This is a genomic window from Polaribacter sp. KT25b, assembly GCF_900105145.1.
Lineage (GTDB): Bacteria > Bacteroidota > Bacteroidia > Flavobacteriales > Flavobacteriaceae > Polaribacter.
In genome coordinates, this window is sequence record NZ_LT629752.1 from 1,503,997 (window position 1) to 1,528,014 (window position 24,018).

Sequence of the window (24,018 nt, forward strand, 5' to 3'; positions counted from 1 at the left end):
TTTAAATTAATTTTTTAGGATTAGTTTGAAAGTACTTTATAAACTTTGTACTTTTAAACTTTAAAACTATTTAAAAATGACATCACTAAAAATAGGAGATAAAGCTCCACAATTTGAAGCAAAAGATCAAGCAGGTAATACAATTAAACTTGCTGATTATGCAGGTAAAAAGTTAGTTTTATTCTTTTATCCAAAGGCAAGTACGCCAGGTTGTACAAATGAAGCGTGTGATTTGCGCGATAATTATCAATCTTTTTTAGCTAAAGGATACGATGTTTTAGGAGTAAGTGCAGATTCTGCTAAAAGACAACAAAATTTCATCAATAAAAATGAATTACCTTTTCCGTTGTTAGCAGATGAAGACAAAGCGGTAATTGAAGCTTTTAATGTTTGGGGACCAAAGAAATTTATGGGTAAAGAATATGACGGTATTCACAGAACAACTTTTGTTATTGATGAAAACGGAGTTATTAAGGATATAATTTCGAAAGTTAAAACCAAAGCACATGCTGCGCAAATATTAGATTAAGAAATTATCAAAGATTTCTTAATTCCGAATTTTATTAATTCAGGCGTACTTTTTGTGTTTGTAATTTCAAACAACTCTCTTTTATGAGATTTTAAAGAACTTTCTGTGATATTTAATATTGCAGAAAGTTCTTTCTCTTTTTTATCAGAATGAATATACAAAGCTTGTAATATTTCTAATTTACGTTTTGTAAATGTATAATTATCAATAGTTATTTTTGATGAGGTTTTATTTTTTTTTATAGTTTTATTAACAAAACAATTTAGAATAATTTCTTTAAAATTTTCGAGGTTTCCGTCTTTTCCAACAAAAAAATCAACGCCATTATTTATTGCTTTTTCTTTTATAAAGTTATTATTCATTGTAGTTAATGCAATAATTTTAAAACCTTTATTTTCTTTTTTTATTTGATCAATAAAATCTAAAGAACTTTCTCCATTAAAATTTATATCTAAAATTAAAACATCTAAATTATTATAGTTTGTAAATTTTATGAGTTCTTTTAATGTTGTAAAAGTATTGGTAACATTTAATTCTACGTGAATATTTAAACTGTCTTTTAAGGCATCACAAAAAAAATGATTGTCGTCTGCAATAATAATTTTTAAAGGTTTTTTAATCATTTATAGGAATTTCTATTTTAAATATAGTTCCATTTTTATTAGAAATTATTTCTAAAGAACCATTTATTTGTTCAACTCTATCTTTTACACTATTTAAACCAAAACCAGTTTTTAATAGGTTTTTTGGGTTAAAACCTATGCCATTATCTAAAACCTTAAGAATAACAAATTGATCAGTCTTTTGATTCATTAAAATATTTATTTCTGAAGCTTCAGAATATTTAATTGCATTTGTGGTTAGCTCAGAGATTATTCTATATAAATGAACACATTTTTCTTGTTCTAAATCTAGATGATGAATATTAAAATCATAGTAAATTTTTTGATTAGTGAGTTTATCTAATTTTTCACAAAATTCAATTAAATTACTTATAAAATTTTCTGAATTAATTTTAGGAGCATATAAGCTATTTAATAAATAGCGATAATCTGTATAAAAAGCATCTAAAATTTCTTGTATTTTTTCTGGTGTATTTTCTGATTTTTGTAGTAAACGTAATTTTAAAGCTTCTAAATAACCACCAAAAGTATCGTGTACATTATTTACTAATTTGTTGCGTTCTTGTTGCTGAATTTTAAATGTTTTGTTTTGAAAATTATATTTTAACTCGTCACTTACTTTTTTTAGTTTAAAATATTTTCGTTGTGTATCTATTACAGAACCAAATATGTATCTAGTAAATAATAGAATTTCTAAAGACAAAGTAATGTAATATATATTCGGACCGCTTAATTTTACAGCTAATTTATGATGAACTTCAGGGTTCATAATTTGGCCGTTAATTACTGCGAGAATTGGTAAAATAAAAGCAATCACTAAATAAATAGGGAGTTGTTTTTTAATGGTTAAATATAAATGGTTTAAAACCCAAATAAATATAATAATTTTTAAAACGGTCCAAACGACGAGGTACAAATTAACCAATCCACCAAAATAATATTTATAAATATATAATAAAATGATAGGAATTGTTAAAAATGTACCCCATTTAAAAATTCCTTTAGAAATAGTTTGAGAAGCTTTTAATTTATAGAATTTCATATAAAAGAAACCAATACAAAAGACACCTACTGTCTGGCTAAAACTTCTAATATTATTTATAAAAAAAGGACTGTTAGACCAAAAGTATTGAACACCTAAACCTTTACCTGCAAGAAACTCAAATAAAACAGTAATTATATAAAAGGCATAAAACAAGACAGCATACTCTTTTTTAAGAACTGCAAAAAAGATTAATATCAAGGTCATTGAAATAAGAAAAGAAATAAATAACCCAAAGTAAAAATATTCTGTTTCTATACGTTTTAAGAATTCATTTTCTGTTTCTAAATAGAGTGCCATTCTAGTTCTACCACTGCTGTTTTTTACTTTTAAAAAGACGTCTGTAGGTAATATTGAGTCTAGAGGAATTTTCCAAACAGGATTTCTATAAAAAATATTTTTGTGTGGAAAAAACTTGTTATTTGAAACTCTATAAAGTGAATCAATCTTATTCCCCTTTTTTAAATAGATTTTTCCATACGGCAAATATGTATTGGAAATGGTAAAATACTTATCGCCAGTATTTGTTTTACAGGGTTTTATGGAGAAGTTGTGCCATAAAATCTTATGATTTAACTTTTTATAGATCTTTTGGTTTTCCTCTTTGTAAAATTGACCTTCTTTATACTTATTTATGATGTCTGTAATTGTGTGTGGCTCTTTTTCGTTAGTATAAAAAGTTTTTAACCCAGTATAAACTGACAACGAATTTTCTTGAGAGAAAATAAGAGATGTGAATAAAAATAAAAAAGTAAATAATTTAAGTTTCACTAGTAATATAAATTGTAAAATACTGTACTAAAGTATGGTTTTTTTTGATTGAGTTCAAATTAATTTTGAGTATTCATTATAAATATAAATAGGTAGGTAGTATGGAGATAATTAAATTATATGAAAACTTTCAATTTGAAGAAGCTTATTCTAATAAAATAACTGAAAGAAAAAAACTTCCAATTACCTCTGTAAAAGATTTCCTTTTTTTCTTTAATATTTCTCTAGAAGATTTTCCAAAACTAATGCAATTCTCTGAAGAGTTAGAAAAAGAAAAACAGTTTATTCTTAAACATAAAACAAAATTTGATTCTTTAACTTTTAAAGAAAAGCAAGTTTTTAAACTTGTTGTAAACGGTAAGAAATCTAATGAAATAGCACAAAAACTTTTTGTAGAAACGACTACAATCTCTACACATAGGAAACATATCAAACAAAAATTAAATCTTGAATCAATTTTTGATTGGTATAGATATGCTAAAGCATTTAAATTAATTGAATTTTAGTTTTTTCTAACTTAAAATACTTACATGTAGGTATTTTAAGGAATTACTGATAAAACTATTTTTGAAAACGAAACAAATATTTTAACTAAAATTATATTACAATGAAAACAAAACTATTTTTTTTAGGAATCTTTTTTTTGAGTTTTAATTTTATGGCTCAAACAATTGCTATTCCAGATACAAATTTTGAACAAGCGTTGATAGATTTGGGTTGGGATTCGAATGGATTAAATGGAAATATTTTAATATCAGAAGCACAAGCAATAGATAGTTTAAACATACAAGATCCGGAAAATAATACTTTGTTACCTAACGTTTCAGCAAAAATTAAAAGCTTACAAGGAATAGAAGCTATGGGTAATTTAGTTTCTTTAGAATCAGGAGTTAATGAGATTTCTTCTGTAGATTTATCTCAAAACTTAGCGTTAACTAATTTATTTTTAAATGATAATCAATTAACAAGTATTGATGTTTCTAACAATACAGCTTTAGAACGTTTTGGTGTTATGCGTAATCAACTTACAACTATAGATGTTTCTATGTTAACAAATTTACAAGAATTGTTTTTACATGGAAATCAGTTAACAAACATTGATATAACAAACAATACAGCACTTTGGAAACTGTATGCTTATGATAATTTATTAACTTCATTAGATGTAACACAAAACACATTATTAGAAATGTTACGTTTAGAGAATAATTATGAATTACAGCCAAATAATCAAATATCAACTTTAGATTTATCAAACAATATCAACTTAAAAGATTTACGTTTTTCAAATAATCCAATCAATGCCATTGATATAAGTAATAATGTTAACTTAGAATTTATTACTTTTTATGGAGTAGGATTATCGAATATAGATGTGTCTAAAAACACAAAATTGAAAAGAATTTATGCTGGATATAATAGTAATTTAACTTCGATAGATGTTTCTAATAATCTAGACTTAGAATGGTTGACTATTATAAATAATAATTTTGCAAGTATTGATGTTTCTAACAATACTAAATTACAATATTTAGTAATGGATACTAATAGTTTATCTGCTATTGATGTAACTAACAACCCAGAACTATATTGGTTATCTTTTGAAAATAACGCTATTTCTACTATTGATATTAGTAATAATAGCAGTTTGACAAACTTGTACTTAAACGGAAACGATTTAACAAGTTTAGATGTAAGTAATAATCTTTTATTAGGACAAGGAGATCCACAATATACTTCTGTTGTTAGCTTATATGATAACCCAAATTTAGCCTGTATACAAATAGATGCTACTCAAAATACAACAAATTGGGCAAAAGATGATACTGCAACTTATAGTACCAATTGTGGAGGTGAAAATACTATTGTAACAATTCCAGACACAAACTTTGAACAAGCGTTGATAGATTTAGGTTGGGATTCGAATGGATTAAATGGAAATATTTTAATATCAGAAGCACAAGCAATAGATAGTTTAAACATTCAAGACCCTTTAAATAATACTTTATTACCAAATGTAACGGAAAAAATTAAAAACTTAGAAGGAATAGAAGCTATGGTTAATTTAGTTTCTTTAGAATCAGGAGTTAATGAGATTTCTTCTGTAGATTTATCTCAAAACTTAGCGTTAACTAATTTATTTTTAAATGATAATCAATTAACAAGTATTGATGTTTCTAACAATACAGCTTTAGAACGTTTTGGTGTTATGCGTAATCAAATTACAACTATAGATGTTTCTATGTTAACAAGTTTACAAGAATTGTTTTTACATGGAAATCAGTTAACAAACATTGATATAACAAACAATACAGCACTTTGGAAACTGTATGCTTATGATAATTTATTAACTTCATTAGATGTAACACAAAACACATTATTAGAAATGTTACGTTTAGAGAATAATTATGAATTACAGCCAAATAATCAAATATCAACTTTAGATTTATCAAACAATATCAACTTAAAAGATTTACGTTTTTCAAATAATCCAATAAATGCAATTGATATAAGTAAAAATGTTAACTTAGAATTTATTACTTTTTATGGAGTAGGATTATCGAATATAGATGTGTCTAAAAACACAAAATTGAAAAGAATTTATGCTGGATATAATAGTAATTTAACTTCGATAGATGTTTCTAATAATCTAGACTTAGAATGGTTGACTATTATAAATAATAATTTTGCAAGTATTGATGTTTCTAACAATACTAAATTACAATATTTAGTAATGGATACTAATAGTTTATCTGCTATTGATGTAACGAACAACCCAGAACTATATTGGTTATCTTTTGAAAATAACGCTATTTCTACTATTGATATTAGTAATAATAGCAGTTTGACAAACTTGTACTTAAACGGAAACGATTTAACAAGTTTAGATGTAAGTAATAATCTTTTATTAGGACAAGGAGATCCACAATATACTTCTGTTGTTAGCTTATATGATAACCCAAATTTAGCCTGTATACAAATAGATGCTACTCAAAATACAACAAATTGGGCAAAAGATGATACTGCAACTTATAGTACCAATTGTGAAGGTGAAAATACAATTGTAACAATTCCAGATACAAACTTTGAACAAGCGTTGATAGATTTAGGTTGGGATTCGAATGGATTAAATGGAAATATTTTAATATCAGAAGCACAAGCAATAGATAGTTTAAATATCCAAGATCCAGAAAATAATACTTTGTTACCTAACGTTTCAGCAAAAATTAAAAGTTTACAAGGAATTGAAGCAATGCCCAATTTAGTTTCTTTAGAATCAGGAAATAACGAACTAACTTCTGTAGATTTATCTCAAAACTTAGTATTGACTAACTTATTTTTAAATGACAATCAATTAACAAGTATTGATGTTTCTAACAACACAGCTTTAGAACGTTTTGGTGTTATGCGTAATCAAATTACAACTATAGATGTTTCTATGTTGGTTAATTTGGTAGATTTATTTGTACATGAAAATCAAATAACAAGTTTAGATGTAACAAATAACACAGAATTAAATTGGTTATTTACTTCAAATAATCAATTGTCAGCAATTAATTTATCGCACAATACAAAATTAAAAAGAATAGATATTTATTGGAATTATCTAACAACTATAGATGTTTCTATGCTAGCCGATTTAGAAGATTTAAGAGTAGGGTCTAATCAATTAACTCAACTAGATATTTCTAATAACAGCAGTGTTTATAACTTAAGTTGTGATAATAATCAATTAGATGTATTAAATGTAAAAAATGGCAATAACTCTAATTTCACCTATTTTTCTGCAAATAATAATGCTAATTTAGCTTGTATTCAGGTAGATGATGTGAGTTTTTCTACTGCAAATTGGGAGTTAATTGATGCAACAGCTACTTTTAATACAGATTGTAATATTCCTGCCACTGTTAGTATACCAGATTATAATATGAAAACAGCTTTAGTGGCAGATACTACTATAAATACCAATGAAGATACAGAAATACAGGTTTCTGAAGCTGAAGCTGTTACAGGTACTATAACTTTAGAGGCTTTAGATATAGATAATTTAACTGGTATAGCAGCTTTTAAGAATATTACGGGTTTAAATGTTAGCGAAAACAACTTAAAAACGGTAGACTTATCTAACAATACTAAACTTTCTTATTTAAGTATTTATACTAATCAATTAACGGCTTTAGATATTACGTTTCTAACAAGTTTAGAATTTCTATATGCAGGTAGTAATCAGATAACAGAAATAGATGTAACCAATAATTTATTCTTAAAAAGGTTATGGTTAAACATAAATAACATAAGTGCTATAGATATTTCTAAAAATTCAGATTTAGAAGAATTAGAACTAGATTGGAATTATAATTTATCTGCTATAGATTTCTCAAATAATTTAAAACTGTATAGAATTCATTTATGGAAAACGGCAATTTCTACCATAGATGTTTCGCAACTAGTAGATTTACAAAGATTGTATGTTTCTGAAACCAATTTAAAAACAATAGATATTTCTAATAATATAAAACTATATGATTTTAGATCTACAGATAATCCAGAAATACCAACTTATGATTTTTCTAATAATATAGCATTAAATAGAATAGATTTATCAAACTCAGGTGTAAGCGATGTTGATGTTTCTAATAATATAAATTTAACACAACTATTATTAGGGCAAAACAATTTAACAACTGTAGATATTTCTAAAAACACATTATTACAAGAAGTTTATTTAAATAATAATAAACTAGAAAATATTGATATTTCTAAAAATACAAATGTTACAAAGTTATTTTTAAATGACAACGTACTAGAAAGAGCTTATTTAAAAAACGGAAATAATACAGCAATTGTTGAGTTTGATATTGCTAACAATGCAAATTTAACTTGTATTGCTGTTGATGATGCTACGTTTTCTACTAATAATTGGACAAGTATAGATACATCTGTAAACTTTAATACAGATTGTAGTGCAGAGTGGGAAGTATATACAGAAGATGAAAATTTTGAAACAGCTTTATTAACAGCAGCTGGTTTAGATTTTAATAATGATGGAGTAATTACTTACGAAGAAGCGCAAGCATTTACAGGAGATTTAGATTTAAGTGGAAAAAATATTACAGATGTAACTGGTTTAGAAGCTTTTTCTAATGCAGCAAGTATCAATATTTCTGGCAATAGTATTACAGATATTAGTAGTTTACTAGATAATACAAGTGTAGTTGTTACCTCTAAATCTACAGGAGAAAAAAGAAGTATTAAAAGAGATAATTCACAAGGAATTAAAAAATTAAATGTCGCAAATAATTTAATTATAGATATTGATATTTCTAAAGTTTCTAGCTTAACAGAGTTAATTGTTTCTAACAATAAATTGGAAAGTTTAAACCTTAATAATAACTCAAATGTTACTCTTTTAAAGTTTGATGCAACAGGAAATTCTGATTTAACATGTATTCAAGTTGATGATGTAAATGCATCAAATACAAACGTAAATTGGAAAAAAGATGCAACAGCAAGTTATAGTACAGATTGCTCTAAATCTGCATTGTCTATTAATGAATTTTTAAAAGAAAACATATCAGTGTATCCAAACCCTGCAATTACTAATATTCAAGTTTCATTGGCAAATAGTTTAGAATTAAAATCTATAGAAATCTATAATGCAATAGGGAAGAAAGTAATAAAGAGTAAAAACTATTTAATTGATATTAAAGCTCTATCTCAAGGAATTTACTTTGTAAGAGTTATTACCGATAAGGGATTTATCAATCAAAAATTAATTAAAAACTAATAAGAAGAAGAAAAATATTCAGATAAAAAAAAGAGTTGGTCAAATCGAGGCTACAGAAAAAGTCTAAATAAAAGGATTAGAATTTTAAAAACTCTAATCCTTTTTGTATTTTTAATGATGCTAGCACAACAAAAGAGTTTACAACTAAGTCAATACAGTTCCCACAGTTAATTTATTGCGAAAAATCAATGACCTGATAGATTTCAATTTCGTTTATGAAGAACTTTTAGATAAGTATTCTTTAAATTAAGGTAGAACCGCCGAATGTACAGTAAAACTTTTCAAATAATTACTATTAAAAGTGATTTATAAGGTTTTAGATGTTGATGAAAGTCAGCTCTTCTTTTTATATACCTATTGCTAGGTATTGATTTTCTTTATTTAATTTATGATATTTGAAAATATTAAAAACCATTTAAATTATGAAAAATTTAATCAAATTATTTATACTGATGTTATTTGTTGCTCCACAATTTTTAAGTGCACAATCGATAACAAACGTCAAAACACTTTTAATAGAAAACGAATATGGAAATGCTAGGTTAAAAGTAACTCCGAATACGTATGACATGACGGCAACAAAACCTACGAAATTATCTGGGGTTTATGGTTTATTAGTTTGTTATACCTACAAAGGTGTAAAAAAAGCATTGCATCAAGATTTAACGTATGATTTTGCTAAAAAAGGAGAAAAAGAATTATTTTTAGGAATGTCTGCAACTAAAGCAAACATTGTTATAAACTCGGCTTTGTTTTATAGAAGAGATTTAACAGCTAAAAAGGACTATCCTAAAAAGACAGATTGTTTTTAAAATGTTTTTAAATAGGCGTCTCAATATTAATATTGAGACGTCTTATTTCTTAAAACGACATTCCAACTTTAAAGTTTAAAACTCTTCCAGTCATGTAGTTCGGAATTCCGAATTGGGTTTTAGAATACACATCTCTAACCCAAGTATTGGTAATTGAATTTTGAATATCAAACATATTAAAAAGTTCTAAGCCAGCTGTTAATTCTTTAAATTTTGATAACCAACCTGTAGAAAATTGTTTGTTAGCATCCACAAAAATATAAGAAACACCTAAATCTGCACGTTTGTAATCTCTTAAACGTTGTTGAAATTGATACACATCTGCGTAAGATGGAGCTCCTCCAGGAACTCCTGTATTATAAACTAAGTTTAAATATGCTTTTAAATCTGGTAAATTAGGAACGTAATCTTGAAATAAAATTCCGAATTTAATTCGTTGGTCAGAAGGTCTTGCAATATATCCTTGATTATCAATGTTTTCTTCGGTTTTTAAATACCCTAAACTAACCCAACTGTCACTACCAGGAACAAACTCACCATTTAAGCGAATATCTATTCCAGTTGCATAAGCAGTTGTAACATTATCTGCTCTATAACGTATTCTAACATTATCTACAGAATACGCATTTACATCAGATAAATCTTTATAATACAGCTCTGTTGTTAGCTTAAAAGGTCTTTCCCACATCTGGAAACTATAATCCATTCCTGCCACATAATGAATCGATTTCTGCGCTTTAACATCAACATTTATATCACCATCAAAATTTCTTAATTCTCTGTAAGAAGGAGGTTGTGCATACAATCCGCCAGAAATTCTAAACAACATATCTTTTTCCCAATTTGGTTTGATTGCAAATTGTGCTCTCGGACTGATAATAGTTTGATTTTTAGATTGTATTCCGTTTCCTGTAACCGACCAATTTTGAGCTCTAATTCCTACATTATAGAAAACTTCATGATCATTCCAAAAAGAACGCTGATTAAATTGTACAAAACCAGAAACTCTATTAATAGCAACAGAATTATCTTTTCTGATGTTTTGATAAGGAGTAATTTCACCTTCAAAAGGTTCGTAAGGTTGATTGTTAGATGAATGATATGGCGGTCTTATAGAAAAACCTAAAGAATCTATAATTTCCCATTCTCTAATTCTGTCTTTAATATCTTCTTTCTGATATTTTGCGCCAAAATTCCATTGAGTTTCTCCGTTTTTAATGGTTCCTCTTACTTGAATATTAGATATTAAAGCATCTAAATCATTACGAGCATGATTTAATTGAGATCCAATTCCTTGAGAAAAATCAACTTCACCAAAACTTTCAGATCCAATATTTGCATCAACTTCACCTAAACTATAAGCAGCAGCAATATCAAAATGTTCTTCCTCTTGCGTGTTGTATCGAGAAGCAGTTGTTGTTAACGTAAAATTATCATTTACTTCATATTCTGCAGATAAAGCACCAAATAAAGTTAAATACTTATCTTGTTCTTGACCAGAATAAAAAACATTTAGCTCTAAAGGTTCTGCAACTGTTCCAAAACGTGTACTTCTTGATATTGGTTGATAATTGTAATTGTTCAAAGAAAAATTTCCTAAGAAATTTAAAGAAAGCTTTTCTGAAAATTCATAAGATAAAAACGTTTGAATGTCTGTAAATTTTGGTCTAAAGTTAGTTTCAATTTGCTTACTGTTAACAAACAAACTATTGTCTCTATATCTAACGCCGGTTATTGTACTTAATTTTTTATTTAAAAAGTTACCTTCAAAAGTAACACTTGCACCTAATAAACTAGCATCAATTGTTGTGGCAGTTTCAGTTGGTTTTCTATAAGTAATATCTAAAACCGATGATAATTTATCGCCATATTTTGCTTGAAAACCTCCGGCAGAAAAATTAATATTCTGCACCATATTAGAATTGATAAAACTTAAACCTTCTTGCTGACCAGATCTAATTAAAAAAGGTCTGTAAATTTCAATTCCGTTTACATACACTAAATTTTCATCAAAATTACCACCTCTAACATTATATTGCGTGCTTAATTCATTATTGTTACTTACACCAGGTAAAGTCATTAAAACATTTTCTACACCAGCATTTGGGCCAATAATATTTTTTGCTTTTTTAGCATCAATCGTTGTTAATCCTTCAACTTTTTTTCTAATATCTTTTACAATAATTTCTTTTAGCTGTTCTGTTTTTAAAGATAAAGTAGGCGAGTAGCGAATTGCATTTCTACTGTTTGCGGTAATTATTTTAGTAAAAGTTCTATAAGAAACATGACTAAAAATTATTGTAATTTCTTCATTAAACGGAATTCTAATAGAATAATTACCATTTTTATCAGTAACATCTCCTGTGTTTCCATATTTTATAGTAACTTTTTCTATTGGTTCGTTTAGGTTATTTCTAACAGTACCTTTTAATATAGTTGTTTTTTGGGCTACTAAAAAACTAGGTATTAGTAGCAAAAAGAATAGTATGTTTTTCACAAAAATTAGTTTATTTGTTTCTTAAAGAACGTTGCAGAAAGCTCATTCGTATTTCCTACATTGTCTGAGACTACAATTTTAAAGATATGTTTGCTACCAACCAATTTTTTATCACTAAAATTATAGGTTAATATATTTTTTTTATGATTAAACTCCATTAAAATCCATTCATCATCAATAGTAGCTCTGTAGTTTTTAATGCCAGAACCAACATCAGAAATTTTAACTTTTAGAGTTTTAAAATTACTAATCCATTGTTTGTCTTTAAAGTATAATAATTTTATTCTAGGTTTTTGTTTATCAGATAATAAAGTGTAATTGCCTAAAGTTTTTGTTGTAGTAAAAAATGTACTGTCTTTTTTTCTTGTATATTGATATCTAGGATATTTTGGGTACTCTACATTGGCAATATATAAGTGCTCTTTTTGGTCATTAGAATAATCTGATACATTAAAAGTTAATGTATAATTTTTATCTAAAGGAATTGTTGGCGTGTGTATTTTTGCAATTCCTTTATCAACTTTAAAATCTAAATAAATATCTTCATAAAATGTTTTTTTAGGAAAAGCTACAGTAACATTTTTATTTTTAAACTTATTAAAATTTTTTGCAATTATTTTATAAGCAGTTGTGTCTTTTTGTTCTGTAAAAAGCGCGTTACTTTCTTTACCAGCAACAGGTATTTTTATAGAACTTAAATTTCCTTCAAAATCTTTTGCTATAATTTCTACGTTATAATTTAGTCCTTCTTTAATGTCAATTTTTCCATTATTTATCAAATTTTTATAAGTAGATAATTTGCTTGCAGTTTCTTTATATGTTTTTTGATATTTTTTCTTATACTTTTTATAATGCTTATAATCAATAAGTAAGTTTAAGAATTTACTTTCTGCAAACGAAAAGGTTTCTACATAATGATAGTAAAATCGCTTACCATTTACTAACATTTCTAAACTAAATATTCCGTTTTTGTTATAGGAGTTATTAAAGCGGTCAATAACATTTACTCCAAATCCAATTACTCCACTTGCAGAAATTCTATTTGCTACGTATTTACCTTTTCCAATATTTTTAATAGGGATTTGAAAACTTTTTCTTTGTTGATTAATTCTTGTATTAGCATTTAAAGCAACTACTTTTAAATTTAGAAAAGTAGGTGCAATTGTGTCATCAACTTTTATCCCAAATAACAACGGATTTATAACATTTTCTGATGCTGTATCTCTTATTTCGAAGTGTAAGTGTGGACCTCCAGAACCACCAGTATCACCAGATAATGCAATGATTTCTCCTTTTTTTACTGGAAATTCATTTTCTTTAAAATATAAATTTCCAGTCTCATAATTCTCTGTTTTATATTGTATAGATTTCACATAATCTTCAATTTCATCAGCAAATTTGCTTAAATGCCCGTAAACAGTTGTAAATCCGTTAGGGTGTGTAATATAAATGGCTTTTCCGTATCCAAATTGTTGCACTTTTATTCTAGAAACATATCCTTCTGCAGCAGCTAACACTTTTAAACCTTCTCTACCTTTGGTTTTAATATCTAAACCTGCATGAAAATGATTGCTACGTAATTCGCCAAAAGAACCAGACAAAAGAATAGGAATCTCTAAAGGATTATTAAAATAATTTTGTGGATATTTTTCTTGAGAAGTACATAAAAAAGGAAGTAGCAAAAAGGAAAAAAGCAATATTTTATTCAAAATTCAATTATTTTATGCAAAAATAGTAAAAATCATTCTTTTTATAATTTGTTTGATTTCAGTTGATTAGTAAAAAAGTAATAAAATGTTGTAAAGTTTCAAACAGATTGTTAACTTTGTAATTATAGTTTATTCTAAAATTGAATATGAGTAATACGCTAGAAGCAATTCATTTACTGGAAGATAAGTTAAAAATACTACTTTCAAATTATGAGTTTTTAAAAAATGAAAACGAAATATTGCTTCAAAGTAACACAGAATTACAACATCAAATTTTAGAAAGTAAGCAACATTTAATAGCACAAAAAAAAGATTTTGATTTATTAAAAATAGCTAAAACTATTGAAGGCAGTAGTACAAATACAAAAGATACAAAACTGAAGATAAATACATTAATTAGAGAAATTGATAAATGTATAATTCAGTTACAAGAATAAAGTTCTTTATATTGTGGATAAACTAAAGATTAATATTGTAATTGCAGGTAGAACATATCCTTTAAGTGTTAACAACACTAAAGAAGAAGAAGGTATGCGTAAAGCTGCAAATGCAATAAATAATTTAATTTCTATGTATGAGCAAAATTATGCAGTAAGCGACAAACAAGATGTTTTAGCTATGTCTGCATTACAATTTGCTTCTAAATTAGAAATGATATCTTTAAATAAAAATGACACAAATGAAGAAGAAATAAAGAAATTAAATGAGCTTACTAATTTAGTAAGTAAGCATTTAAAATAAGTTCATTAAAAATACATTAACAACACACTGCCTACGTTAGTAATTGTTTATTAAACTCAACACTATTCTATTATGAAGGATGAGTCTTAACTACTAAAGCATGCCTTTTAGCTTGAACTTGTTCAGCACTTTAAAAGGATCCTTGAACAGTTAGTTAGTCCTATAAATGTCATATTGGAGTTTAAAAACCCAACTATCGTAGGCTTTTTTTATACCTTAAATTTAAATTATGGATGGAATGATACTTCCCATTATTGTGGGAGTTTTTATAGGAATAGCTGTAGGTTTTTTAATCTTTAAAACGATTGAAAAATCGAAAGGAAAGAAAATACTTGATGCTACAAGAAGTGAAGCAGCTTCAATTTTAAAAGAAGCTAAAATAGATGCAGAAGCTATTAAGAAAGATAAAATTTTACAAGCAAAAGAAAAATTTATAGAACTTAAATCTGAGCATGAAAAAGTTATTTTATCAAGAGAAAAAAAGATTTCAGATGTTGAAAAAAGAATTAGAGATAGAGAATCTAAAGTAGCATCAGAAGTTGATAAAAACAAACGCTTAAATCAATCTTTAGAGCGCAAAGAAAAAGATTTCGATTTTAAATTAGATTTTTTAGAAAAGAAAGAAGAAGATTTAGATAAAATGCACAAGCGTCATGTAGATATGTTAGAGCAAATTTCGGGCTTATCTGCTGCAGAAGCTAAAGTAGAACTTGTTGCCTCTTTAAAAGAAGTTGCAAAATCTGAAGCTATGGCCTTTATACAAACTTCTGTAGAAGAAGCAAAATTAACAGCAGAACAAGAAGCTAGAAAAATTATTTTAGGTACTATACAAAGAGTAGGTGTAGAGCAAGCTGTAGAAAATTGTGTTTCTGTTTTTAACTTAGAATCTGATGATGTAAAAGGTAGAATAATAGGTAGAGAAGGACGTAATATTAGAGCTTTAGAAGCTGCAACAGGTGTAGAAATTATTGTTGATGATACACCAGAAGCAATTATTCTTTCTTGTTTTGATCCTGTTCGTAGGGAAATAGCACGTTTATCGATGCATAAATTGGTAACTGATGGTAGAATTCACCCTGCTAGAATAGAAGAAATAGTTAAGAAAACAGAAAATCAAATTACGCAAGAAATTATAGAAGTTGGTAAAAGAACGGTTATAGAATTAGGAATTCATGGTTTACATCCAGAGTTAATAAAGACAGTTGGACGCATGAAATACCGTTCTTCTTATGGTCAGAACTTATTACAGCACTCACGTGAAGTTGCCAACCTTTGTGGCATTATGGCATCAGAAATGGGGTTAAATGCAAAATTAGCTAAAAGAGCTGGTTTATTGCATGATATTGGTAAAGTTCCAGAAACAGAAAGTGAACTTCCTCACGCACTTTTAGGAATGCAATGGGCAGAGAAATATGGTGAAAAAGATGAAGTTTGTAACGCTATTGGTGCTCACCATGATGAAATAGAAATGAAGAGTTTATTATCGCCAATTGTACAAGTTTGTGATGCAATTTCTGGAGCAAGACCTGGAGCAAGACGTCAAGTTTTAGACTCTTATATACAGCGTTTAAAAGATTTAGAAGAAATTGCTTTTGGTTTTTCTGGAGTTCAAAAAGCATATGCAATTCAAGCTGGTCGTGAATTACGTGTAATGGTAGAAAGTGGTAAAGTAAGTGATACAAAAGCTTCTGAATTATCTTTTAGTATTTCTCAAAAAATACAAAATGATATGACGTATCCTGGCCAAGTAAAAGTTACTGTAATTAGAGAAACAAGAGCTGTAAATGTAGCGAAGTAGTTTTTCTTATAAAATAGATTTTTAAAAACCTTGAGTATTTACTCAAGGTTTTTTTATGCGCTTTACTTTTAAATTAATGTTACTATTAGCTTAAAAAAATACTTTGACATAACAAAATAGTAAACTCTTTTTAGTTTTTAGATTCAATATACTAATGTTCATTAAACGTTAGTTTAACTTAATATTTTTTGCTTTGTAGCTCAATATTAAACTAAATAAACTACAAAATGAAACACAAATTTTTAAGTAAATTTTTAATTTTAATGTCCTTTTTTTTGAGTACGATTGCTTTTTCGCAGCAAGTATTATCAGGAAAAATAATTGATGAAACAGGTAGTCCTTTACCAGGAGCAACTGTTAATGTTAAAAACAGTGATAAATGGGCTACATCAGATTTTGATGGAAATTTTAAAATAGAATTTAAAGAAGAAAAAAATATAATTAGAGTAGAGTTTTTGGGGTATCAAAGTAAAGATATTGTTATTGGAAACAAAAATAATATAACCATAACAATGTTACCAGAAGTAAATTCTTTAAGTGAAGTTATTGTAACTGCTTTAGGCATTAAGAGGTCACAAAAAAAGGTAGGCTATGCTACTCAAAAAGTAGAGGCTTCTACAATTAAAGAAATTGTTGCTCCAAATGCAGCAGGATTAATAACAGGTAAAGTTGCTGGTTTAACAGTTAGCAATCCAACAGGTTTGTTTCAGGCTCCTTCTTTTACATTAAGAGGAAAAACACCTTTAGTTGTTGTTGATGGAATTCCGGTTAGTACAGATTTTTATGATATTTCTCCTGATGATATTGTAGATATTACGGTTTTAAAAGGAACTTCTGCATCTGCATTATACGGTTATAGAGGGGGTAATGGAGCAATACAAATTACAACTTCTAGAGGTCAAAAATCTAATGGATTAGAAATTACTGTATCTCATAATACAATGGTAAGTGCTGGTTTTACTGTTTTTCCAGAAACTCAAACAGAATATGGAAATGGTTCTAACGGGCAGTATGAATTTTGGGACGGACAAGATGGTGGTATTTCTGATGGCGATATGATTTGGGGTCCAAAATTTGAACCTGGAGTAGAAATAGCACAATGGAATAGTCCTATAAAAGATAATGTTACAGGAGAAGTTACTCCTTGGTGGGGAGATGTAAGTGGTACAAAATATGATGATAAATCTCGTTATTCTAGAGTACCAATTGCATGGGAATATCACAATAACTTAAAAGATTTTTTAAGAACAGGTGTTATAAATACAACTTCATTTTCTGTAGCGAATTCTTCAAAAAATGGATCTTATAGATTGTCTGGTAACTATAAATCTCATACCGATAGAGTACCAAATGCTAGTCTAAAAACTGCGGGGTTAACATTTAACTCATCAACAAAATTATCAGATAAATTAACGTTAGATAGCAAGTTGGCTTATAATAAAGTGTACTCGCCAAATTATCCAAGGCATGGTTATGGTCCTAAAAATCATATGTATACAATTTTAATTTGGATGGGAGATGATGTGAACGGAAAAGAGTTAAATGAGCACAGATATATTCCGGGTCAAGAAGGCTATAGGCAAGCAAATTTTAATTATGCTTGGTATAACAATGTATACTTTGCTGCTAATGAATTGAATCAAAAGTATGATTCTAATGTGTTAAACGGACAGTTAAAATTAAACTATAAAGTAACAGATGATTTTAGCATTCAGGCAATGGGATCTGCGGTAATGAAAGATAGATTTGAAGATAGAGAAAGCCCTAAATCTTATTTAAACTATGGAGATCCAAGAGATGGAGATTACAAAACTTGGAATACTAATTCTGTGGATGTAGATTATAATTTATTAGCTACTTACAATAAGGAAATTTCAAATAAACTTTCATTTAGCGCCAATGTTGGAGCATCATCAGAATATCATAAATATCAACAAGAATATAATGCTACAGACGGAATTATAGTTCCAGAATTGTATAGTTTAAATAATACTAAAGGAAATATAAAAGGAAGTACAAATTTTTCTGAAAGATCTGTAAATAGCTTATACGGAATGTTAGAGTTAGATTTTGATAGTAAATTATTCTTAACATTTACAGGTAGAACAGACAAACATTCTACATTACCAACAGATAATAACTCATTATTTTATCCTTCTGTTTCTTTAAGTAGTATGATTTCTGATTGGTTTCAATTGCCAGAATCTATAAATTATTTAAAAGCTTTTGGTTCTTGGGCACAAGTAAAAAGATCTTTAAGTGCATATCAAATTAATTCTTATTATGACAATGCAGGTACTTATGATGGTAGTCCAGAACTTTCATATTCAGGTAGTCTTGTAAATCCAGATATCGAAGGTTCTTTAACAACCAATGTAGAATTAGGTTTAAGTGCAGGTTTTTTAAACAATCGAATAGGTTTAGATTTTGCCTATTATAATGCAGTTGATGAAAACTCAATTATTGATTTACCAATTTCTTTAGGATCAGGATTTTCATCAAGAAAAGAAAATGCACACCAATTTACAACAAATGGTTTTGAAGTTTCTGTAAGAGCAACACCTATTAAAAATACAGATTTTAGATGGGATGTTTTAGCAAACTGGTCTAAAAAAGTACAACGTTTAACAAGATTAGATGAAGATGCAGAACAATATAATAGTTTGCGATTAAACGATAGAACAGATGCATATTACGCAACCGTTTGGGAGAAATCTGCTGATGGAAAATTAATTTTAGATGCAAATACAGGAATGCCAACTAAAAACCCTTATAAGCAAAATATTGGTAACAAAAATCCTGATTTTAGATTTGGATTAGAAAACAATTTCAAGTACAAAGGCTTTTCTTTAAAAGTAGGTATTGATGGTGTTTGGGGAGGTCTAATGAGATCTTTAACTGTAGAAAAAATGTGGTGGGGTGGTAAGCACCCAAATTCTACACTTTACAGAGATGCTGAATATGCTAACGGAATTGGAACTGTTTATGTGCCAACAGGTGTAAACGTTATAGGAGGTTCTGTGCAAAGAGATTTAAACGGAAATGTAACTTCTGATACAAGAACTTATGCAACCCACACTTCACCAGTAAGTTGGCAAGCTTGGTCTCAAAACTATCCTTATAGAGCGCAAGTAACAGAAGAAGAAAGCGAAATTTTTGCCAATGTATTCGATAGATCTTATCTTAAATTAAGAACTGTTTCTTTAAGTTATGATTTAACAAAAATTGCAAATATAAAAGGAGTAAAACAATTAAATGCTAGCTTTAATGGATACAACTTATTCATTTTGAAAAAAGCAGATATTATTGATCCAGATTTTGGGGATGATGATAATTTACAAGATCCATCGACAAGATATTTAGGTTTAGGTTTAACTTTTAAATTTTAATAAAAATGAAAAATTTTAAAATAATATTATTTTTAATGATGGTAATTGTTGTCTTTTCTTGTGAAGATTTAGACATCAATGAAAATCCAAATAAAGTAAGTGAAACGCACCCAAGTTTATTACTTACAAATATTACAACATCTGCTTTTCAGGTAAAAGGAACAGGTGCAATGTATGCTTCTAGAATGATTGTTCAAACAGATGGTGAGAGTACTTCTCAGTTTTACAAATGGGATAGAGCTAGTTTTGATGCTTATAATAGTTTAAGACAAGTAACAAAAATGATGGAAGAAGCAGATAGAATAAAAGATGATTCTTACAAAGGAATTGGTTACTTTTTTAGAGCATATTATTTCTATGATTTAGCCTTAACTTTTGGAGATGTGCCTTATATCGATGCATTAAAAGGAGAAACGGAAGATTTATATCAACCAAAATATAGTACTCAAGAAGAAGTCTTTACAGGAATTTTAAAAGAGTTAGAAATGGCAAACTCTTTGTTAGACGGAACAGATATTATTACAGGAGATCCTATTTTTAATGGAGATGTTAGCAAATGGAAAAAGTTAGTAAATTCTTTTCGTTTAAAAGTGTTATTAACTTTATCTAAAAAGGAAGGAAGTTCTTCTTTAAATATTAAAAATGAATTTGCAGCTATTTATAATTCTCAACCAATAATTGCTACTCCAGAAGAAGGTGCTCGTTTAGAGTTTGTTGATGTGGTTGATTCTAGATATACAGAATTCAATTCTAGTGGTTATGGTTCTGGTTTATACATGGCTTCTACTTTTATAGATATGTTAGTAGAAAGAGAAGATAAACGATTATTTGCTATTGCAGGTCAAACTAAAAATGCAAAAGAAGCAGGTTTGGCTATTAATGATTTTTCTTCTTATGCTGGTGGTAACCCAGTAATACCTTATAATGATGTTAATTTATTAGCAGCAGCCGGAAAAGTATCTAAAGTAAATGAAAGATATACAGCAGATCCAACAGCAGAAGCACACAATCTTTTAAGTTTTTCTGAACTACAATTTATCTTAGCAGAAGCAAGTGTTAAAGGTTGGATTCCTGCTACAAATGCCCAAATTTTTTACGAAAACGGAATTAAAGCGAACTTCCAATTTTATAATACGTATGCAAAAGGTTATGAAGCATATTATACGCAAGCTGAAGCTGTAAATTATATTGCAGGATCAAAAGTAAACTTCTTAAATGCAACTACAGATGCAGAAAAATTAGAGTTAATTTTAACTCAGAAATATTTGACGTCTTTTTTACAAGGTGGATGGAGAATGTATTTTGATCATTTAAGAACTGGTTATCCTGTTTTTCCTTTAGGTGTTGGCACAGCTCCAACAAGATGGATTTATCCTTTAGATGAATACAATAACAATTCAGTTAATGTTACAGAAGCAATAGCAAGACAATTTGGCGGTTCTAACGACGGCATTAGAGAATTAACTTGGTGGTTAAAATAACATAAAAATAAACTAAATAAGGTCGTAATTTAATTACGGCCTTATTTTTAATTTAATAATTATGAAAAATAAGATATTCATCACATTTTTGATACTTTTTTGTACTCAGATTTTATTGGCGCAAAAAATAGAAATAAAACCCTACTTGCAAGATGCAGAACCAACTTCTATCAAAATTATGTGGCAAACAGATTTTGATGAAGAATCAATAGTCTATTGGGGAACAAAAAAGAACAGATTAAAAAATAAAGTAATAGGAACTTCTTTTGATATCAATTTTACAGAAAAAAGAGTGCATGAAGTTGCTATAACTGGTTTAACAAGATTTACAACCTATTTTTACAAAGTACAAACGGGCAAAGCTGTTTCTAAAGTATATCAATTTAAAACTCCTCCTTTTGCAGGCGAATCTAAAAAGATAAACTTAGTTGCTATGAGCGATATGCAAAACGATTGGCAATACCCAACTAAATTTAAAGAAGTAGTAGAAGAAGGTATTTTACCTTATTTTGATAAAAATTTTGAAGGTAATATTTCAGACAATTTAGCAATGGTAGTAATTCCTGGAGATTTGGTGGTTACCGGAACTACTTTTAATCAATGGGAAGAACATTTTTTTAAACAATCAGAAAAATTGTTTTCTCAAGTGCCTGTTTATCCAGTTCCTGGAAATCATGAACGAAATTCAGATTATTTCTTTAAGTATTTTAGTTTACCAAAAAACGGAAGTCCAGAATATGCAGAACATTGGTGGTTTAAAGATTATGCAAATACAAGAATTATTGGTTTAGATTCTAATGATGGATATCGAGATATAAAACAGCAATTAATTTGGTTAAAAGAATTATTGGCTAAAACAGCCAAAAACGATACGATAGATTTTGTGTTTGCACAATTACATCATCCACATAAATCAGAATTATGGATTCCTGGAGAAGAAGATTTTTCTGGAAAAGTTGTAAAATTATTAGAGAATTTTACAAAAGAATCTAACAAACCAAGTTTGCACTTTTTCGGTCATACGCATGGATATTCTAGAGGACAATCTAAAGAACACAAACATCTTTGGGTAAATGTAGCATCCGCTGGAGGGGCTATTGATAATTGGGGTGAATTTGAAGGGAGAGATTATGATGAGTTTACGGTAACGCAAGACGAATATGGTTTTGTTTTGGCAACAATTAATCCAGATAAAGAAAACCCTTCTTTTACATTAAAAAGAATTAGTAGAGGTAATAATATTGAATTTAGAAACAACGAATTAAGAGACAGTATTACCGTTTTTAAGAAAACAATTCAACCAAATACACCTGTTTTAGTTGATTTTGGTAAAGAGCCACAACCTATTTATAAAGTGGTTTTAAAAGCGAACTCTTTTAAAAGTGATAAAAAAGATGCATTTCATGGGGCTTCTAATTGGCAAGTTTCAACAACTAAAGATTTTTCTAAAATTATATACAATTCTTGGAAACAACATGAAAATTGGTATTACAAAGAAAATAGACAAAAGGATGATGATTTATCTGATGAAATTTTAGATAGAAAGCTAAATAATTATACTACTTATTATGTTCGTGTTCGTTACCGAGATCAGTTTTTAAATTGGAGTAATTGGTCTGTTGTTAGAGCATTTAAAACAATAAAATAATGAAAAATATAAAATTAATATCGGTTTTATTTTTATTGATAATCTCCGCGTGTTCATCCGAAGAAAAAAAGAAACAAGAAATTGAACATGCTGCCTCTAAAGTTTTTGTAATTACTTTAGATGGTTTGCGCTGGCAAGAATTATTTTCTGGTGCAGATTCTTTATTGATTGCAAACAAAGAATATGTGAATGACACATTAGCATTAAAAAATCTGTTTTGGAAATATAAAGCAACAGAAAGAAGAGAAATATTATTTCCTTTCATATGGAGTGAAGTTGCAGTAATGGGGCAAATTCATGGTAACCGTTGGCAAGGAAGTAAAATGAATTTAACTAACGGAATGCATTTTTCGTACCCGGGTTATAATGAAATTTTAACAGGAAAAGCCGATGATAAAAGAATTAATAGCAATAGTAAAATTCCGAATCCGAATATTACAATTTTAGAAATTGCAGAAAAAAATGACGCCTATAAAGGTAAAGTTGCTGCTTTTGGTAGTTGGGATGTTTTTCCGTCTATTATTAATGAAGAAAGAAGTGGTTTGTATGTAAATGCAGGATTTAGAGAAGCAAAAGGAGCTAATTTGTCAGACAAAGAACTTTTCTTAAATGAATTACAAGCAGAAACGCCGAGTCCTTGGGGAGGCGTTCGTTTAGATGTTTTTACACATCATTATGCTTTAGAAACTATCAAAAAGAAACATCCAAAATTGGTGTTTATTTCTTATGGTGAAACCGATGATTTTGCACATGATGGCGAATATGATGCGTATTTAAAATCTGCAAACAGAACAGACGAGTATATTAAAAAACTGTGGTATTTTACCCAACAAGATTCCTTTTATAAAGGAAAAACTACTTTTATAATTACTACAGATCATGGTAGAGGTACAGAGCCATTAAAAAGTTGGAAACATCATGGAAATTCTATAAAAAATACAGATCAAGTTTGGGTAATAGCTTTTGGGCAGCATGTAGAACCACAAGGAGAAATTGTATCCGAAGAACAAATATTTACAAATCAAGTTGCAGCTTCTGTAGCAAAAATTTTAGATATTGAAATAAGGACAGATTCTATTGGGAAACCTTTTTCTTTTGTAAAATAGGTAAATGTTTTGTTATTTTAAAAGGATTGTTAGTTAGAGTGCAGTAGATAGATTTTAATTTTTTTTAACTGCGCTCTAATCGAC

At 28.1% G+C, this 24,018-nt stretch carries 15 protein-coding genes and 1 other RNA gene; 12 read left to right on the plus strand and 4 right to left on the minus strand.

The window, feature by feature from the left end:
• Positions 1-76 precede the first annotated feature (76 nt).
• Positions 77-529 carry a thioredoxin-dependent thiol peroxidase gene (gene bcp, locus BLT70_RS06400; RefSeq protein WP_091892746.1) on the plus strand — a complete coding sequence of 151 codons (453 nt, stop codon included), beginning with the start codon at positions 77-79 and terminating at the stop codon, positions 527-529.
• Here the strand turns inward: bcp and BLT70_RS06405 are convergent.
• Together BLT70_RS06405 and BLT70_RS06410 are read right to left on the minus strand one after the other, a co-directional pair.
• Complete coding sequence (locus tag BLT70_RS06405) at positions 526-1,152, minus strand: response regulator transcription factor (protein WP_091892748.1); 627 nt, start codon at positions 1,150-1,152, stop codon at positions 526-528. The genes bcp and BLT70_RS06405 overlap by 4 nt on opposite strands.
• Positions 1,145-2,965 carry an ATP-binding protein gene (locus BLT70_RS06410; RefSeq protein WP_157691842.1) on the minus strand — a complete coding sequence of 607 codons (1,821 nt, stop codon included), beginning with the start codon at positions 2,963-2,965 and terminating at the stop codon, positions 1,145-1,147. The genes BLT70_RS06405 and BLT70_RS06410 overlap by 8 nt, the downstream gene beginning before the upstream one ends.
• A 101-nt stretch (positions 2,966-3,066) precedes the next feature.
• Between BLT70_RS06410 and BLT70_RS06415 the strand changes: the two genes are divergently transcribed.
• The 3 genes from BLT70_RS06415 (at position 3,067) to BLT70_RS06425 (ending at position 9,565) form a co-directional block, all read left to right on the plus strand.
• Positions 3,067-3,471: a helix-turn-helix transcriptional regulator gene (locus tag BLT70_RS06415; RefSeq protein ID WP_091892752.1), complete on the plus strand. Its 405-nt coding sequence runs from the start codon at positions 3,067-3,069 to the stop codon at positions 3,469-3,471.
• Between the two features lie 101 nt (positions 3,472-3,572).
• Positions 3,573-8,753, plus strand: coding sequence for a T9SS type A sorting domain-containing protein (locus BLT70_RS06420; protein WP_091892754.1), 5,181 nt, complete (start codon positions 3,573-3,575; stop codon positions 8,751-8,753).
• A 422-nt stretch (positions 8,754-9,175) separates the two neighbouring features.
• The gene (locus BLT70_RS06425) at positions 9,176-9,565 is read left to right on the plus strand and encodes a hypothetical protein (protein ID WP_091892756.1); all 390 of its coding nucleotides are present in this window, start codon (positions 9,176-9,178) and stop codon (positions 9,563-9,565) included.
• A gap of 49 nt (positions 9,566-9,614) precedes the next feature.
• Here BLT70_RS06425 and BLT70_RS06430 read toward each other — a convergent pair whose 3' ends face one another.
• Positions 9,615-12,062: a carboxypeptidase-like regulatory domain-containing protein gene (locus BLT70_RS06430; RefSeq protein WP_091892758.1), complete on the minus strand. Its 2,448-nt coding sequence runs from the start codon at positions 12,060-12,062 to the stop codon at positions 9,615-9,617.
• Positions 12,063-12,067: 5 nt separating this feature from the next.
• On the minus strand, positions 12,068-13,771 hold the full coding sequence (locus BLT70_RS06435; RefSeq protein WP_091892760.1) for a M23 family metallopeptidase: 1,704 nt from the start codon (positions 13,769-13,771) through the stop codon (positions 12,068-12,070).
• 146 nt (positions 13,772-13,917) lie between these two features.
• Between BLT70_RS06435 and BLT70_RS06440 the strand changes: the two genes are divergently transcribed.
• The 8 genes from BLT70_RS06440 (at position 13,918) to BLT70_RS06475 (ending at position 23,934) form a co-directional block, all read left to right on the plus strand.
• Complete coding sequence (locus BLT70_RS06440) at positions 13,918-14,208, plus strand: hypothetical protein (protein WP_091892762.1); 291 nt, start codon at positions 13,918-13,920, stop codon at positions 14,206-14,208.
• A 13-nt stretch (positions 14,209-14,221) separates the two neighbouring features.
• Positions 14,222-14,512, plus strand: a complete 291-nt coding sequence (locus BLT70_RS06445; RefSeq protein WP_091892764.1) for a cell division protein ZapA — start codon at positions 14,222-14,224, stop codon at positions 14,510-14,512.
• Positions 14,513-14,566: 54 nt separating this feature from the next.
• Positions 14,567-14,695: non-coding RNA, 6S RNA (ssrS, locus tag BLT70_RS06450), on the plus strand.
• A gap of 46 nt (positions 14,696-14,741) precedes the next feature.
• Positions 14,742-16,310, plus strand: a complete 1,569-nt coding sequence (gene rny, locus BLT70_RS06455) for a ribonuclease Y (RefSeq protein ID WP_091892766.1) — start codon at positions 14,742-14,744, stop codon at positions 16,308-16,310.
• Positions 16,311-16,537: 227 nt separating this feature from the next.
• Positions 16,538-19,699 carry a SusC/RagA family TonB-linked outer membrane protein gene (locus BLT70_RS06460; protein ID WP_091892768.1) on the plus strand — a complete coding sequence of 1,054 codons (3,162 nt, stop codon included), beginning with the start codon at positions 16,538-16,540 and terminating at the stop codon, positions 19,697-19,699.
• A gap of 5 nt (positions 19,700-19,704) precedes the next feature.
• Positions 19,705-21,180, plus strand: coding sequence for a SusD/RagB family nutrient-binding outer membrane lipoprotein (locus BLT70_RS06465; protein ID WP_091892770.1), 1,476 nt, complete (start codon positions 19,705-19,707; stop codon positions 21,178-21,180).
• A 61-nt stretch (positions 21,181-21,241) separates the two neighbouring features.
• Positions 21,242-22,828 (plus strand): metallophosphoesterase family protein, encoded by a 1,587-nt coding sequence (locus tag BLT70_RS06470; protein WP_091892772.1) that lies wholly within the window; start codon positions 21,242-21,244, stop codon positions 22,826-22,828.
• Entirely contained in the window at positions 22,828-23,934 is a 1,107-nt protein-coding gene (locus tag BLT70_RS06475) for a phosphoglyceromutase (RefSeq protein WP_091892774.1), read from the plus strand. The genes BLT70_RS06470 and BLT70_RS06475 overlap by 1 nt, the downstream gene beginning before the upstream one ends.
• Positions 23,935-24,018: the final 84 nt, after the last annotated feature.